General features: G+C 67.6%; 11 protein-coding genes and 1 riboswitch. Of the genes, 6 read left to right on the forward strand and 5 right to left on the reverse strand.

Annotation, left to right across the window (positions count from 1 at the left end):
• Positions 1-146: 146 nt before the first annotated feature.
• Together AC1RVY_RS19400 and AC1RVY_RS19405 are read right to left on the reverse strand one after the other, a co-directional pair.
• A complete protein-coding gene (locus AC1RVY_RS19400; RefSeq protein ID WP_492807831.1) occupies positions 147-584 on the reverse strand; it encodes a GNAT family acetyltransferase in 438 nt (145 codons plus the stop codon).
• Between the two features lie 34 nt (positions 585-618).
• The gene (locus AC1RVY_RS19405; protein ID WP_492807765.1) at positions 619-3,342 is read right to left on the reverse strand and encodes a DUF349 domain-containing protein; all 2,724 of its coding nucleotides are present in this window, start codon (positions 3,340-3,342) and stop codon (positions 619-621) included.
• 945 nt (positions 3,343-4,287) lie between these two features.
• On the opposite strand from AC1RVY_RS19405, the gene AC1RVY_RS19410 reads away from it, so the two are divergent.
• From AC1RVY_RS19410 to AC1RVY_RS19425, 4 genes are all read left to right on the forward strand, one after another.
• Positions 4,288-5,130 carry a lytic transglycosylase domain-containing protein gene (locus tag AC1RVY_RS19410; RefSeq protein ID WP_218297713.1) on the forward strand — a complete coding sequence of 281 codons (843 nt, stop codon included), beginning with the start codon at positions 4,288-4,290 and terminating at the stop codon, positions 5,128-5,130.
• 96 nt (positions 5,131-5,226) lie between these two features.
• Positions 5,227-5,382: riboswitch (ZMP/ZTP riboswitch) on the forward strand.
• 35 nt (positions 5,383-5,417) lie between these two features.
• Positions 5,418-6,662, forward strand: a complete 1,245-nt coding sequence (gene glyA / locus AC1RVY_RS19415; protein WP_218297714.1) for a serine hydroxymethyltransferase — start codon at positions 5,418-5,420, stop codon at positions 6,660-6,662.
• Positions 6,663-6,683: 21 nt separating this feature from the next.
• Positions 6,684-7,133 (forward strand): transcriptional regulator NrdR, encoded by a 450-nt coding sequence (nrdR, locus tag AC1RVY_RS19420; protein WP_218297715.1) that lies wholly within the window; start codon positions 6,684-6,686, stop codon positions 7,131-7,133.
• A 196-nt stretch (positions 7,134-7,329) separates the two neighbouring features.
• Positions 7,330-8,232, forward strand: a complete 903-nt coding sequence (locus AC1RVY_RS19425; RefSeq protein WP_218341573.1) for a DMT family transporter — start codon at positions 7,330-7,332, stop codon at positions 8,230-8,232.
• A gap of 10 nt (positions 8,233-8,242) precedes the next feature.
• Here the strand turns inward: AC1RVY_RS19425 and AC1RVY_RS19430 are convergent, their stop codons facing one another.
• Both AC1RVY_RS19430 and aroC read right to left on the reverse strand, forming a co-directional pair.
• Positions 8,243-10,069 (reverse strand): bifunctional metallophosphatase/5'-nucleotidase, encoded by a 1,827-nt coding sequence (locus AC1RVY_RS19430; protein WP_492807768.1) that lies wholly within the window; start codon positions 10,067-10,069, stop codon positions 8,243-8,245.
• 110 nt (positions 10,070-10,179) lie between these two features.
• Positions 10,180-11,277, reverse strand: coding sequence for a chorismate synthase (aroC, locus tag AC1RVY_RS19435; RefSeq protein WP_218297718.1), 1,098 nt, complete (start codon positions 11,275-11,277; stop codon positions 10,180-10,182).
• 222 nt (positions 11,278-11,499) lie between these two features.
• On the opposite strand from aroC, the gene AC1RVY_RS19440 reads away from it, so the two are divergent.
• The gene (locus AC1RVY_RS19440) at positions 11,500-13,692 is read left to right on the forward strand and encodes a sensor domain-containing protein (RefSeq protein ID WP_492807770.1); all 2,193 of its coding nucleotides are present in this window, start codon (positions 11,500-11,502) and stop codon (positions 13,690-13,692) included.
• Positions 13,693-13,715: 23 nt separating this feature from the next.
• Here AC1RVY_RS19440 and AC1RVY_RS19445 read toward each other — a convergent pair whose 3' ends face one another.
• Positions 13,716-14,168 carry a CBS domain-containing protein gene (locus tag AC1RVY_RS19445; RefSeq protein WP_218297720.1) on the reverse strand — a complete coding sequence of 151 codons (453 nt, stop codon included), beginning with the start codon at positions 14,166-14,168 and terminating at the stop codon, positions 13,716-13,718.
• A 111-nt stretch (positions 14,169-14,279) separates the two neighbouring features.
• Between AC1RVY_RS19445 and AC1RVY_RS19450 the strand changes: the two genes are divergently transcribed.
• Positions 14,280-15,587 carry an O-acetylhomoserine aminocarboxypropyltransferase gene (locus AC1RVY_RS19450; RefSeq protein ID WP_492807833.1) on the forward strand — a complete coding sequence of 436 codons (1,308 nt, stop codon included), beginning with the start codon at positions 14,280-14,282 and terminating at the stop codon, positions 15,585-15,587.
• Positions 15,588-15,591 lie beyond the last annotated feature (4 nt).

Raw genomic sequence — 15,591 nt, forward strand, 5'->3', positions numbered from 1 at the left:
GGGCACCAAACAATAAAAAAGCCGTTGCAACCGCAACGGCTTTTTTTATTCCTGCCCCGCCCTCGACAGGCGGGCAACGGGCGGCTCTTCGTGGCCATCAATGCCCTGCGCAGTCCACGCTCCGGACAAGCCCTCCCCGGCCCTGCTCAAAGATCAGGTATCAACCGCTTTCCCAGTGAAAACGCCTCGTCGCGCGCATAGCCGAGGGCATCGTAGAAATGCAGGACCCGGGCATTGCTGGTACGCACCAGCACATTGACCTTGGGACACCCGAGCCGCAGCAAGTGCAGCTCCACCTCCGCCATGAGACGGCGCCCCAGCGCCAGCCGCTGATGCCCCGGTGCCACCGCGAGGTAGTACACGGAGCCCCGGTGGCCGTCATAGCCCGCCATGGCGGTGCCCACGAGCCGTTCCGCCATGCCGTCTCGCGCCGGCACCACCGCCACCAGAAAAAGTTCTGGCTGCACCAGAAGCTTGCGGGCGATGTCCTTGTGAGGATCGTTCCAGGGGCGGACGAGCCCGCAGTCGTGCCACAGCGCCACCGCGGCAGCCTCATCGGCCGCCCCGAAAGGCCGGATGTGCACCGGCAACCCGCCAGCCATCGCTTCTTTGGCCCTCTTACTTGCGCAGCAGTGCCTTGAGCGCGTTCTGAAGGCGGCGCGCATTGGCCGCGTCGCTGGCGCTGGCCAGCACGCGGGCCGCGTCCTGCCCCCAGGTCTGCGCTGGCGCGGGATCGTTGCGGCGCGTGAGCAGTTGCAGCTGCAGCATGCGCCGGGCGGCGATGTGCTCCGCGGGCGTGGGCGCCTCTGCGGCCATCTCCAGGCGCAGCAGCGCTTCCGAGGCATCGCCCTTCGGCGCCGCCGACAGGGCCTGCGCCCAGGCGTTGCGCACCGATGCCGTCACACCCGCTCCGAGATCCTGCGTGCTGGGCACCAGGCCCGCGTCGCGCTTTTCCCACGCGGTCAGCAATTGCGTCAGTGCCTCGCCGTGGGCTTGCGCCGCCAGTTTTTTCAGGGCCAGCTGGGCATGCTCCATGGCTTCGCGCTGCGCGCGGAAAGCGGTGTCTCCCAGGCGCGGGCCCCGGTCTTCCTGCGCAGGACGGTCGCCGAAACGGCCACCCCGGTCATTGCGGTCGCCAAAACGGCCGTCTGGACGCGGGCCGCCACGGCCGGCATCACGGTCGCCAGGGCGGCCATCCCGGCGGTCGCCGGGGCGCGCACCACGGCCCGGCGCAGCAGGCGCATCCTTCTTCATGCCGGGCCGGTCGTCACCGCGCACGGCCACCACGGGCCGCGCCACGGGCTTGGGTGCCACCGGCTCCGCCTCCACACCCTCGGCCACCGGATCCGCCGAAGCTTCCGAAGCGGATTCAGCCGCCACGGTGGACTGGCTCTGCTCGTCCTTCTGCGCCGAGGCCACGGCCTGCGCGGCCTGCGCCTGACCGCGCAGCGCGGCCTCCAGCGCCTGCATGGCAGAGCGGATCTGCTGCGCATCCCCCGTCGCATTGGCGGCTTCCAGGGACTTGGAGGCCTCCAGCACCACGCGGTCGCGGGCGCTCAATTCGGTGACTGCGCGCTCACGGTCTGCGGACTTGCGGTTGAAAGCCTCGTCGATGGGCTTGCGGAACGCATCCCACAGCTTTTGCTCGTGCTTGCGGTCCAGCGGCACCGTCTGCGCCTCGGCCTGCCAGCGCTGCTGGAGCGCCTTGACCGCATCGATGCGCAGCGCGGGCGCAGCCCCCAATGCGGTGGCTTCGTCGATCATGGCGTGGCGACGCGCCAGGCTCTCCTTCTGGGCTGCTTCCAGCGGGGCCGCCGCCGAGGCGATGGCCTGCTTCCACAAGGGCTGCAGCTCGGCAAAGATCTTCTCGCCCACATGACCACCTTCGCGCCAGCGGTCGCCAAACTGGTGGAGCGCGCGGTTGATGGCCTTCCAGTCACCCGACGCCGCGTGCGCTTGCGACCATGCCTTGAGCTCCTCGATCAGTGCCAGGCGCTGCGCCTTGTGCTCGGCAGCCTCCGTGCGGATCTTGTCCAGCCAGGCCTCGACCACCTTGTGGGCCGCGTTGCAGGCTTCATCGAATTTTTTCCACAGCGCATGGTTGGGTGCGCCCCCCTGGTCCGCCTGCTTCCATTGGTCGCGCAGGTTGCGCAGGATTTCCTGCATCTTGCGGCCACCCAGGGCCTGGCCTTCAGGACGGTTGAGCAAGGCCTCGGCCTTGGCCACCAGGTCCTCGCGCACCTGGTCGGCACTCCAGCGCTGCCAGCCCTCCAGCTCGCCAGCCGCCACCAGGGCCGCGTGCACCTGCTGCTCCAGGGCATTGTCGATGTGCTTTCCATGCACCTTGAGCACGGCGCGCAGCGCGGCTGCAGCACCCGCGCTCGCCTTGCCATGGCCTTCGGCGGTTTCCTTTTCGAGGACGGCCAGGGCTTCGCGCACGCTTTGCGCGGCCTTCTCGATCACTTCAGGAGCCGCCTTGGGCTTGGCCGCACGCGCGGGCTTGGCCGCGGCCGCCGCAGCAGCGGCCTCCGTGGGCAGGCCGCGCGCGGCGCGCAGCTCGTCGGCCCATACGGGCACGGGCGGCAGTGCAGCGCTGGCATCGGCCGCGGCCGCCACGGCCTGGGCCACGGCGGGCTGGAAAGCCTCCCACACCACCAGCAACTGGGTGCGCGACGCATCGAGCAACGCAGGAAAGCGCGCTTCCACGCTCGCCCAGCTGGCATCGCTGGTGAGTTCCTGTGCCTGCTCCTGCCAGCGGGCCACATCGGCACGCAGGAGTTCAAGCGCCGCCTGCGCATCGCGCCAGGGCTTGGTGGAAAGCACTTCAATGCGCTGGGCCAGCAGCACGGCGGCCTCCCGCTGCACCTGCACGCGATGCTGCAGGTCTTCGATCACTTTCACACGGTCCGCGACCTGCACCTTGAGCAGCGACAACGGCTCGCGCGACAGCGGCGCACCGGCCTTGGCCGCATCGCGCTGCCAGGCCATGGCATCGGCGATATTGAGCTTGGGGGCCGCAAGAAGGGCCTGTGCCTTTTCCGCCCACTCGGCGGCGATGGCCTCCTGCCCCTTGGCGCGGCGGATTTCGTCAAGGCGCTCGCGCACCGCGCGGGCTGCGCCCTTGTCACGTCCGCTCAACTCCTTGAAGACCTCCTGCAACTGCTCCGGGGCAGGCTGCGTGGCCAGCCAGTCGCGGATGCGGGAGGCGCGCTCACCAGAGGTGGCGGCAGAAAAGGCGCCGCCGGTCAACGCATCAAGCGGATGCGGCTCATGGGTTTTGGCCGGGGCCGGATTCACTTCAGGTGCGTCGGACATTTTGCTGCGGGAAAAAAATGGAAACATGGATCCAATGGATAACAAAGGCTCCCCCAGGCGCATTGCCTGGAGGCCCGCCCTGGCAACCGCACTGCACGCGCGCCAAGGCAACAAGGAGACTATTTTCACCGGGTTCGGCCAACAGACCGCAGCATGGCGCTGCGCCAAACCCCGAGGGTGATCTGGCACAAGGCTTTGCCAGACGGGCTGACATGCTGCGACCCCCGCAAGGGGCATCGCCCGCGACTCCGGGCGAACTGTCGCCGCTCTAGGGAACAGCCCCCATTATCTATATATAAGCGCCGCTAGCCCAGACAGCCCGCCAGCACAAACAAGAAAGCCCGGCGGACAGTGCCTCAAGGCCTGCCTGCCGGGCTTGACGGCTGACACAACGGTCTTTGCCATCGGTCGCAAATGCGGAGATGAAGGTCCACACTGCGAGGAGGCAAGGTATTGCCTCCAGGGGGTGCCTTGGAATCCTCATCTGCTGCACCAGGGCACTGAATGCCTTTGGAGGGAGACTTGGTTTCGTCTGGCGATGCCTGAAATCAACAGGCAACTGAACCTTACCAAAGTAGTTGCCGCAGTTCAAACTGGATTCTCAATGGCGAAAAGTCCACCGATTGAATTTGACATGAGCTTGTAACAACCCGCCTGAGGCCACAGGCCCCAAACGTCCGCCGGCACCCCAAAAACTGTGATTTTTTACATGTTTTTTATAACTTATTAGTCTAATGATTTAATTCATTAGTATTGACTAAGCATTTAGTGACCTCCTAGAATCCGCCAGCCCCAAAAACAGGCTAGTAAAAACCCCAACCCGCTGCCGAACCCGGCTAAGTCAAACCAGGCCCAAAGCACCCCAGAGATGTGCGGCCCACTTGATGGCGTACCAATCCAGGCGACCCGCTGAGACGGGACAGTCACCGATGACTGCCCAGGCTCAGTGCGGCGCTTCAGAAAGGAAGAGCTATGACAGCGTCAGGAAAAATAGTCTCCGGCGTGCGGACCTTCGTGGCCGACGTGACCGAAGGTTTTCTTGAAATCACCCACAACAGCTTCGCCCTCATCGGCCTGGCTGTGGCCTTTGTCGTGATCACCCTCACGGCCCGCCCGGACCTGCGCCAGGCAGGCGAAGCGCAATTGATGAACTGGCTGCAGGCCCGCCAGGTGGAAGTGCTTGGCATGCCCATCGAGCCGGAGGCCAGCGAGCGCGCCACGGCGGGCAATCCCAAGGACCTGCCCAAGGAGCAGGCCGCCGTCGCGTTCTGGCTCAGCAAGAAGTACCGCGTTGCCCCCGAACCGCTGAGCGTGCTGGTGGCAGAGGCCTATGAAATTGGCGCGAAGTCCAAGATCGATCCCACGCTGATCCTGGCCATCATGGCCATCGAGTCGAGCTTCAACCCGTTTGCGCAAAGCGCGGTGGGCGCCCAGGGGCTGATGCAGGTGATGACCAACGTGCATACCGACAAGTACCAGAACTTCGGGGGGCACTTTGCGGCCTTCGATCCCGTGAGCAACCTGCGCGTGGGCGTGAAGGTCCTGCAGGAATGCATTTCGCGCGCGGGTTCCGTGGAAGGCGGGCTGCGCTTTTACGTGGGCGCCGGCAACCTGGCCGACGACGGCGGTTATGCCGCCAAGGTGATGGCCGAGCATTTCCGCCTGCGTCAGGTGGCCGGTGGCCGCTCCATGCCCACCGCGCCACCGCCCACGCTGTCCACCCAGGCACCCGCCCAGATCATCCCGGTGTCTGCGCCGCCCGCGACGCCAGCGGCGGTGGCGGCCGACAAGGTGGCCCTGCTGACGGGGCTCTGAGCCGATCCTGTGCCGCCGGCCGGGGCGCCATGACCCCGGGGCGCACGGCACTTCGCGCGATGCGACACAGGTTGCGCATGCCACGTCAGCTACACTAGCGGGGTACGCGACTGGCGATAGGCGCGGCATCCCGCACACAGGGTGCTGCCGCTGACGTGGAAACCAGCAAGGGCTTGCCCCTTGTGAACCACTGGGAAGCGTGCCGCACGGGGCTCATCCTTCTGCGTTCCGCCGTTCGCCTGGGCAGCCCTTGTTTCAAGGGACACAAGTTCATAGGACTGCCAATCATGTACGACCGCAATATTCTTGTCGAACAAACCGACCCCGAACTCTTTGCCGCCATCCAGGCTGAAAACGCCCGGCAAGAGCACCACATCGAGCTGATCGCCAGCGAGAACTACGCCTCCCCCGCGGTGATGTGGGCGCAGGGCACGCAGCTGACCAACAAGTACGCCGAAGGCTATCCCGGCAAGCGCTACTACGGTGGCTGCGAGCATGTGGACGTGGCCGAGCAGCTGGCCATCGACCGCGTCAAGCAGATCTTCGGTGCCGAGGCCGCCAACGTGCAGCCCCACTGCGGCGCATCCGCCAACGAGGCCGTGTTCCTCGCGTTCCTCAAGCCCGGCGACACCATCATGGGCATGAGCCTGGCCGAAGGCGGCCACCTCACGCACGGCATGCCGCTCAACATGTCGGGCAAGTGGTTCAACGTGGTCTCCTACGGCCTCGATGCCAACGAAGCTCTGGACTACGACGCCATGGAGAAGAAGGCGCACGAAACCCGCCCCAAGCTCATCATCGCCGGTGCCTCGGCCTACAGCCTGCACATCGACTTCGCACGCTTTGCCAAGGTGGCCAAGGACGTGGGCGCGATCTTCATGGTGGACATGGCCCACTACGCCGGCCTGATCGCCGCGGGTGTGTACCCCAACCCGGTGCCGCATGCCGACGTGGTCACCAGCACCACGCACAAGAGCCTGCGCGGCCCCCGTGGCGGCATCATCCTGATGAAGGCCGAGCACGAGAAGGCCATCAACAGCGCCATCTTCCCCGGCCTGCAAGGCGGCCCGCTGATGCACGTGATCGCTGCCAAGGCCGTGGCCTTCAAGGAAGCGCTGCAGCCCGAGTTCAAGGCCTACCAGGAGCAGGTGGCCAAGAACGCCAAGGTGGTGGCCGAGACGCTGACCGCGCGCGGCCTGCGCATCGTCTCCGGCGGCACGCAAAGCCACGTGATGCTGGTGGACCTGCGTGCCAAGGGCATCACGGGCAAGGAAGCCGAGGCTGTGCTGGGCGCCGCCCACATGACCATCAACAAGAACGCGATCCCCAACGACCCTGAAAAGCCGATGGTGACCAGCGGCGTGCGCATTGGCACCCCCGCCATGACCACGCGCGGCTTCAAGGAAGAAGAAGCCCGCATCACGGCCAACCTGATCGCCGATGTGCTGGACAACCCCCGCGACGAGGCCAACATCGCGGCGGTGCGTGCCAAGGTCAATGCGCTGACGGCCCGCTTCCCGGTCTACCGTTAACTTCACCGGTCAGCAGCCGCCATGAAGTGCCCCTTCTGCAGCAACCTGGAAACGCAAGTCGTCGAAACGCGGGTGTCTGAAGATGGGGTGTTCATCCGCCGCCGCCGCCAGTGCGGCGCGTGCGACAAGCGCTTTACCACCTACGAACGGCCGGAAGTGAGCTTCCCGGCCATCGTGAAGAAGGATGGCCGGCGCATCGAGTACGAACGCGCCAAGCTGCTCGCTTCCTTCAATCTGGCGCTGCGCAAGCGCCCGGTCAGCACGGACCAGATCGACAGCGCCATCGAGCGCATCGAGGAAAAGCTGCTCAACCTCGGCCAGCGCGAAGTGATCTCCAGCCGCATCGGCGAGCTGGTCATGCGCGAGCTCAAGAAGCTCGACAAGGTGGCCTACATCCGCTTTGCCAGCGTGTACCGCAGTTTCGAGGACATCGACGACTTCCGCGCGATGGTGGACGAAGTGCGCAAATAGCCGCCGCGGCGCCCACGGCCCGTTTGTTGCCGGGCTGGGCTGCCCACGCACCCGCCGCCAGCCAGCCAGGCCCAGCGGCCACCTTGGCGATACGCTATCAAAAATATAGCTATCGGCGCTTGAAGCAAAAGCGCCAGCGGCTATTTTCATGGGCAAAACACCCCCTGGTGCACAGAAACACCGCGGCTGCCCGACAATGCCTGCGGTGAAAACCCGCCACTTCCTGCAGCTGGTGCTGCTGTCGGCCCTCTGGGGCGCTTCGTTTCTCTTCATCCGCATCGCAAGCCCGCTGCTGGGGCCCAACGTGATGGCCGCCCTGCGCATCGGGCTGGGCACGCTGACCCTGGTCGCCATCATGCGGGCGGCCGGCGAGCCCTGGCCGTGGCGCCACTGGCGCGAGCTGTTCGGGCTGGGCACGCTCACCGTGGCGGTGCCGTTCCTGCTGTATGCCTGGGCCGCCTTGCACCTGCCGGCGGGCTACAGCTCATTGCTCAACACGATGGCCGTTCCCTTCAGCGTGCTCGCGGCCGCGTGGATGAAGGAGGACACGCTGAGCCAGCGCAAGTGGCTGGGCTGCCTGTGTGGCTTCGCGGGCGTGGCCCTGATCGTGCAGCTCGGCCCGGTGGAGCCCACGCCGTCCCTGCTGGTCGCGGCACTGGCCTGCATCATCGCGTCGGCCTGCTACGGGGTCTCCACCACCTGGATGAAGCGGGCCACCACGCGCATGTCACCCTTGTCGATCGCCGCGGGCATCCACGCCGCCGCGCTGGTGCTGCTGCTGCCGGGCGCCGCATGGAGCCTGCCCGAAGCCCGCTTCACCCCCGGGGCCGTGGCGGCGGTGGCGGTCATGGGCATCGCCACCTCGGGCCTGGCCTACTGGCTCAACCTGCGCGTGCTCGCCCAGGTATCCCCGGTGGCGGCGATGAGTTCCGCGTTCATGATCCCGCTGTTCGGGGTGGCCTGGGGGCATGTGTTCCTGGGCGAGGCCCTGGGCCCCGGCATGCTCTGGGGCGGCGCGCTCGTGCTGGTGGCCACCGGCCTGGTCACGGGCTTCAACCCGCTGCGCTGGCTGGCGGCACTGCGCCCGGGCAAGGAATAGCCGCCGCCGCTCAACGCGCGGCGCGCGCGACGGACGTGATGCGGTTGGTAGCAGGCACGGCCACCGGACTCTGCATGCGGAAGTAGGCCTCCAGCGCGTCCAGGTCCAGCCCGCCCACCAGGCGGTCGCGCCCTTCGGTCAGCACGGTGAAGTTGTCTCCGCCGCTGTCGAGGTAGCTGCTCATCACCACGCGCACCTGCATGTCGTCGCGCAGCGCAGCACCCTGCAGCACCATCTGGCTGACGCGCTCGCCCGCCGGCCGGGACAGGTCGAACTGGTAGGCAAAGCCCGATGAGACCGACAGCACGCGGGGCCGCTGCACGGTGTTGCTGCCGCTGGCGAACTGCTGCTCCAGCACCGCCCTGATCTGCGCACCCGTGAAGGTCTTGACGACCAGCTGGTTGCCAAAGGGCTGCACGGCAAACAGCTGCCCGTAGCGCACCAGGCCCTGCGCATCCGGCACCAGGTCGGCACGCAGCCCCCCCGGGTTCATGAAGGACAGCTGCGCCCCGCCCTGCTCCGGCGCGCGCGTGGCGTGGAGCTGCGCATCGGCGACCAGGTTGCCCAGGGCGCTCTCCAGCGAGGGCGTCAGCACGCGGCGCAGGGCCGACACAGCCTGCCCCACCGGGCGCTGCGCCAGCGGTATGGCCGCCGCGCGGTAGGTGTCGACGATCTTTTGCACCGCCGGATCGGCCGGGAAGGAAGGCACGGCCGAGGTCATGGGCACGTGTCCCTGGCTGCCGGTGAAGGCCTCTCCCTGCACGATGACGTTGCGCGCCGTCTTGCGCACCACGCGGCGCGTGCGGGTGTCCACACGCAGCTGGATGTCGGTGAGCAGCGTCCCATACTGGCCTGCACTGGTCAGGAGGAAGGGCCTGGCGGGATTCACACGGGCGTAGTCGCACACGTAGGCCTGGTGCGTGTGGCCGGAGACCACCACGTCCACCGCGGGGTCCAGGCGCTCCAGGATGGGGACGATGTCGCCGGAGAGGCCCGCGCAGCTGGTCTCCTGCACCCCGGCCGTGGTGCTGCCGCCTTCATGGATGACGACCGCGATCACGTCGGCGCCCTGCGCCTTGAGCTGGGGAATCAGGGCATTGGCCGTGGCCGCCTCGTCCTCGAAGCGCAGCCCGGCCACGCCCGAGGGGCTCACCATGGTGGGCGTGGCCTGGAGCGTGAGCCCGATGACGCCCAGCGTCACCGTGGTGCCACCCTGCGTGAAGCGCTTGAGCCCCGTCGCGGGCAGCAGTGTCCGCCCGTCCTCGACGCGCACCGTGTTCGCGGCCAGGAAGCCAAAGCGGGCGCCCTTGAATGGCTGGCTGATCTGGCAGGGCTGGCGCGCCGTGAACTTCTCGCAACCTCCCTGCTGCAGGCGCAGCAGCTCGCGCCAGCCGCGGTCGAACTCATGGTTGCCCACCGCGTTGAAGTCGATCTGCATCTCGTTGACGGCCTCGATGGTGGGCTCGTCCAGGAATAGCGAGGACACCAGCGGCGACGCACCGACCATGTCGCCGGCGGACACGACCGCGTGGTGCGGCCCCCGCGCCTTGAGGGCTGCGATGGCGCTCGCGAAGTACGCCATCCCGCCCGCAGGCACCGCCACCGGCCCTGCGGGGCTTGGGACGGCATGCGCCATGCGGGGCGGTTCCATGTTGCCATGCAGGTCGTTGAAGCCGATGAGCGTGATGTCGATGTGCGCGGGTGCCGGATCGCCGGCCCATCGCGTGGCCGTGCCACAACCCGCCAGCAGGCCCCCGAGGACGCCCGCCGCCGCGAGCACCGCGCCGCCGCGCGCCCATCCTGAACTACGGAATGCCTGTGCCAACAACCTGCGCATGGAGAGTGCCTTGTCCAGTCCAGTAAAAAGGGCGCGCATCCCTGCACGCCCCGCAAACTACGGCGGCGAAGCGCCCGGGCCGGGCCCGGTGCGCTCTGCCATGCCGATTCCTACAGAAACGATGCCTGGATGGGCGGCACCGGCGGCACCACATCGCCACACTGCGCGCGGTGGCGCAGGGCATGGTCCATGACGACCAGCGCCAGCAGCGCCTCGGCGATGGGCGCAGCGCGGATGCCCACGCAGGGGTCGTGGCGGCCCTTGGTGACGACCTCGGTGCTCTTGCCGTGCACATCGATCGATTCGCGCGGGCTGATGATGGAGCTGGTGGGCTTGATCGCGATGCTCACCTCCAGGTCCTGCCCGGTGCTGATGCCGCCCAGCACGCCGCCCGCGTTGTTCGTGCGAAAGCCCTGGGGCGTCATCGAATCGCCATGCATCGTGCCCCGGTGGGCCACGCTGGCAAAGCCCGCGCCGATCTCCACGCCCTTCACCGCGTTCAGGCCCATCATGGCGTGGGCGATGTCGGCATCGAGCTTGTCGTACAGCGGCTCGCCCAGCCCCACGGGCACGCCGGTGGCCTGCACGCGGATGCGGGCACCGCAGGAATCACCGGCCTTGCGCAGGGCGTCCATGTAATCTTCGTACTGCTGCACGTCGGCCACGGGGGCGAAGAAGGGATTGCTGCGCACGTGGTCCCAGCTCTCGAACGGGATGGACAGGTCGCCCAGCTGTGTCATGCAGGCGCGGAACTGCACGCCGTACCGCTGCGCAAGCCACTTCTTGGCCACGGCGCCAGCGGCCACCGTGGGCGCCGTCAGGCGGGCGGAAGACCGGCCTCCGCCGCGCGGGTCGCGGATGCCGTACTTGTGCCAGTAGGTGTAGTCGGCATGGCCGGGGCGAAAGCTCTCGGCGATGTTGCTGTAGTCCTTGCTGCGCTGGTCGGTGTTGCGGATCAGCAGCGCAATCGGCGTGCCGGTGGTCTTGCCTTCGTACACGCCCGACAGGATCTCCACCGCATCGGGCTCGTTGCGCTGGGTGACGTGGCGGCTGGTGCCGGGGCGGCGCCGGTCCAGGTCGGCCTGGATGTCGGCCTCGGCGAGCGCCATGCCGGGCGGACAGCCGTCGATCACGCAGCCAATGGCCGGGCCGTGGGATTCACCAAAGTTGGTGACTGCGAATAGGGATCCGAAAGTATTGCCGCTCATGGCGCGGGATTATCCCAGAGCGGCCGCACGGCCGCGCCTTGCCCCCGGGGTGATGGCCCGTGCCGTGCGCCAGGAGCCCGAAGGCGGGCCCTCCGTGCGGTGCGGATACCACGCGCCACCAACCTGCTTGGCATCGCGGGATGCGCTTGCTAGCATGGGTGGACGATCTTTGGGACAACCATGCCCGTTTCAGCTCCGCACCTTCCAGGCTCCCCCTCCCCTTTGGACCGCCCACCGACAGGCCTCCTGGCAGACGCCCCGCTGCGCAGGGCCCTGGATGCCAGCGACAACGCCATCGTGATGAGCAACAGCGCCAGGCTCGTCGTGTACATCAACGAGGGCTTCACCCGCCTGTTCGGCTTCAGGCCCCAGGAGGTGCTCGGGCGGCACCTGAGCGATGTGCTGCTGGGCCCGCACTCCGACCCGGGGCTGCTCGCCGACATCCGCAGCGGCATGCACACCGAGGGCAGTTTCCACACCGAGACCCTGCTGTACAGCCGGGCCGGCGCGCCGCGCTGGGTGTCGATGATGATCAATGCATCGGACGAGGCCTCGGGCGGGCCGGGCGGCAGCATCACCGTGCTGACGGACATCACGCTCACCAAGATGCACGAGGTGCTGCAAAAGCGGGTGCTCGAGGGCATGGTCAATGAACTGCCCCTGGCCGATCTGATGGCCCTCGTCTGCCACGAAGTGGAGCGCATCGCCCCCGAAGTCACCGCCTCCATCCTGGCCGTGGATGAGCAAGGCCTGCTGCGCCCCCTGGCGGCACCGGGGCTTCCTCCCGCCATCTGCCAGGCGCTCGACGGCCTGCCCATCGGCCCCCGTGCGGGGTCGTGCGGCACCGCGGCCTTCAGGGGCATCCCCGTGGCGGTCAACGACATCGCCACCGACCCCTTGTGGGACGACTACCGCGCGCTGTTCGCACCCAGCGGCGTGCGCGCCTGCTGGTCCAGCCCGATCTGCGACCACACGGGCAAGGTGGTGGGCACCTTTGCCTTCTACTTTCGCGAGCCGCGCGGCCCGGATGCGCTGCACTACCGGCTGGTGGGTGTATGCCTGCACCTGTGCGCGCTGGCCATCGAGCGCAATGCCACGCAGCAGCGCATTCACCGCCTCGCCTTTTTTGACGGGCTCACGGGCCTGCCCAACCGCGCGATGTTCCTCAGCAGCGCCGGGCGCACGCTGGCCGGCCTGCGGCAGGACGGCCGCCCCGGCGCGCTGCTGTTCATCGATCTGGACCGCTTCAAGCAGGTGAACGACACGCAGGGGCATGCCGCGGGCGACGCGCTGTTGTGCGAAGTGGCCAGGCGGCTGACGCAGTGCCTGCGAGCGCGGGACCTGATCGGCCGGCTGGCGGGCGACGAATTCGTGCTGCTGCTGTCCGAGTGCGCCACCGAGGAAGCGGTGCAGGCGGCGCACCGCATGCTGGAGGAAATATCCCGGCCCATGGACATCCATGGACAGGCCCATGTCTGCCACGCCAGCATCGGCATCGCGATGTTTCCCGACGACGGCGACGCCATCGAGACGCTGCTGCGCCATGCCGACCAGGCGATGGCACAGGCCAAGAGCGATCACCGGCACAGCCTGCAATTGTTCAGCGCGGAGATGAACCGGCGCGCGCAGGAACGTGCAGCGCTGGAGCGCGCATTGCGCCAGGCCCTGGCCGAACGCCGCCTGACGCTGCACTACCAGCCCCAGGTGCTCGGCGAAGCGCCCGGCACACTGCACGGCGTGGAAGCCCTCGCGCGGTGGCAGCACCCCGAATGGGGCATGGTGCCGCCCAGCCGGTTCATCCCCGTGGCCGAAGAGTCCGGCCTGATTCACGAGCTGACCCTGTGGCTGCTGGACGAGGCCTGTGCGCAGCTATCGGCATGGCGCGCGGCGGGCCACCACGTGCCCTGCGTGGCGGTCAACCTGTCAGGGCGCAGCTTCCACCAGGCAGACCTTGCGCAGCAGGTGTGCGATGCGCTGCGGCGCCACGGGCTGCGCGCGGACGACGTGCTTCTGGAAATCACCGAGAGCGTCATGATGGACGCGCGGCCCGTCACGCTGGCCAACATCGAGGCGCTGCACGGCAAGGGATTCCGGCTGTCGCTGGACGATTTCGGCACCGGCTATTCCAGCCTGAGCTACCTGCACCGCCTTCCCATTTCAGAGCTCAAGCTCGACATGGCCTTCGTGCAGGACCTCACCACCAGCCCCACCGCGCGGGCCCTCACGGTATCGGTGCTCAGCATCGCCCACAGCCTGGGCATGGTGGTGGTGGCCGAAGGGGTGGAAACCACGGGCCAGCAGCAGTGGCTGCAGGCGCATGGTTGTCCCGTCATGCAGGGCTATCTGTTTGGCAAGCCGCTGCCACCGGACGAACTGGAGGCCTGGCTCTGCGCGCAGGCAGCGCGCCCGCGCTGAGCGCCGCCAGGGCGCGGCCGTGGTCAGCCGCCGCGGGCGTCGTCTTCCGGCCAGTCGCGGATGTAGGCCTTGAGCATCTTGTTCTCGAAGTTCTGGCTGTCCACCACGGCCTTGGCCACGTCGTAGAAGCTGATCACGCCCATGAGCATCTTGCGGTCCATCACCGGCATGTAGCGCGCATGGCGGTCCAGCATCATGCGGCGCACCTCGTCCATGTCGGTTTCGAGCGTGCAGGTCAGGGGTGCATCGTCCATGGCCGAGCGAACCTGCAGGGTGCCCACGCTGCCGCCATTCCTCACCACGGCCTGGATCACTTCGCGAAACGTGAGCATGCCCACCAGATCGCCCAGCTCCATCACCACCAGCGAGCCGATGTCCCTGTCGGCCATCACATCCACGGCGCCCGCCAGCGGCTCGTCCGGCGTGACGGTGTAGAGGGTGTTCCCTTTGACGCGGAGGATGTCGCTGACTTTCATGGTTTCTGGGTCTCCAAGAGGGCGGGAAGAGCGCGGCAGGCGCTAGAGGCTGTTTCGCACCAAATATAGCCCACAATGCCCGGCTGAATTGACAACATGGGAGACACACAGATGCCCGGCTACTCCGACCCCGGCTTTGACACGCTGGCCCTGCACGCGGGTGCAAGCCCCGACCCCGCCACCGGCGCGCGCGCGGTGCCCATCCACCTGACCACCTCTTTCGTCTTCGAGTCGAGCGACCATGCCGCGTCGCTGTTCAACCTGGAGCGTGGCGGCCACGTGTACAGCCGCATCAGCAACCCCACCAACGCCGTGCTGGAGCAGCGCGTGGCGGCGCTGGAAGGCGGCGTCGGCGCCATTGCCACCGCCAGCGGCCAGGCCGCGCTGCACCTGGCCGTGGCCACGCTGATGGGTGCCGGCAGCCACATCGTGGCCAGCACCGCGCTGTATGGCGGCTCGCAGAACCTGCTGCACTACACGCTCTCGCGCTTCGGCATCGAGACCACCTTCGTCAAGCCCGGCGACATCGACGCCTGGCGCGCCGCCGTGCGGCCCAACACCAAGCTGTTCTTTGGCGAGACGGTGGGCAACCCGGGCCTGGACGTGCTGGACATCCCCACCGTGAGCGCGATTGCGCACGAGGCCGGTGTGCCTCTGCTGATGGACTCCACCCTGACCTCGCCCTGGCTCATCAGGCCGTTCGAGCATGGCGCCGATCTGGTCTACCACTCGGCCACCAAGTTCCTCTCGGGCCACGGCACCGTGGTGGGTGGCGTCGTGGTCGATGGCGGCAGCTTCGACTGGGACGGCCCCAGATCCGCCGGCAAGTTCGCCGAGCTGACCCGGCCCTACGACGGCTTTCACAACATGGTGTTCGCCGAAGAGAGCACCGTGGGCGCCTTCCTGCTGCGCGCGCGCCGCGAGGGCCTGCGCGACTTCGGCGCCTGCATGAGCCCGCACACGGCCTGGCTCATCCTGCAGGGCATCGAGACCCTGCCACTGCGCATGCAGCAGCACATGCGCAACACCGAAAAGGTGGTCGAATTTCTGGCCGCTCAGCCCTTCGTGTCACGCGTGGGCCACCCCATGCTCGCATCCCACCCCAGCCACGCGCTGGCGCAAAAGCTGCTGCCGCGCGGCGCGGGCTCGGTGTTCAGCTTCGACCTCAAGGGCAACCGCGAACAGGGCAAAAAGTTCATCGAAACCCTCAAGGTCTTCAGCCACCTGGCCAACGTGGGCGACTGCCGCAGCCTGGTGATCCACCCGGCCAGCACCACGCATTTCCGGATGAGCGACGAGGCCCTGGCGGGTGCCGGCATCACGCAGGGCACGATCCGCCTGTCCATCGGGCTGGAGGATGCCGACGACCTGATCGACGATTTGAAGCGCGCCCTCAAGGCCGCAGAGAAGGCCGCCTGAAGGC

It is taken from the genome of Acidovorax sp. GW821-FHT11A03 (genome assembly GCF_058809075.1).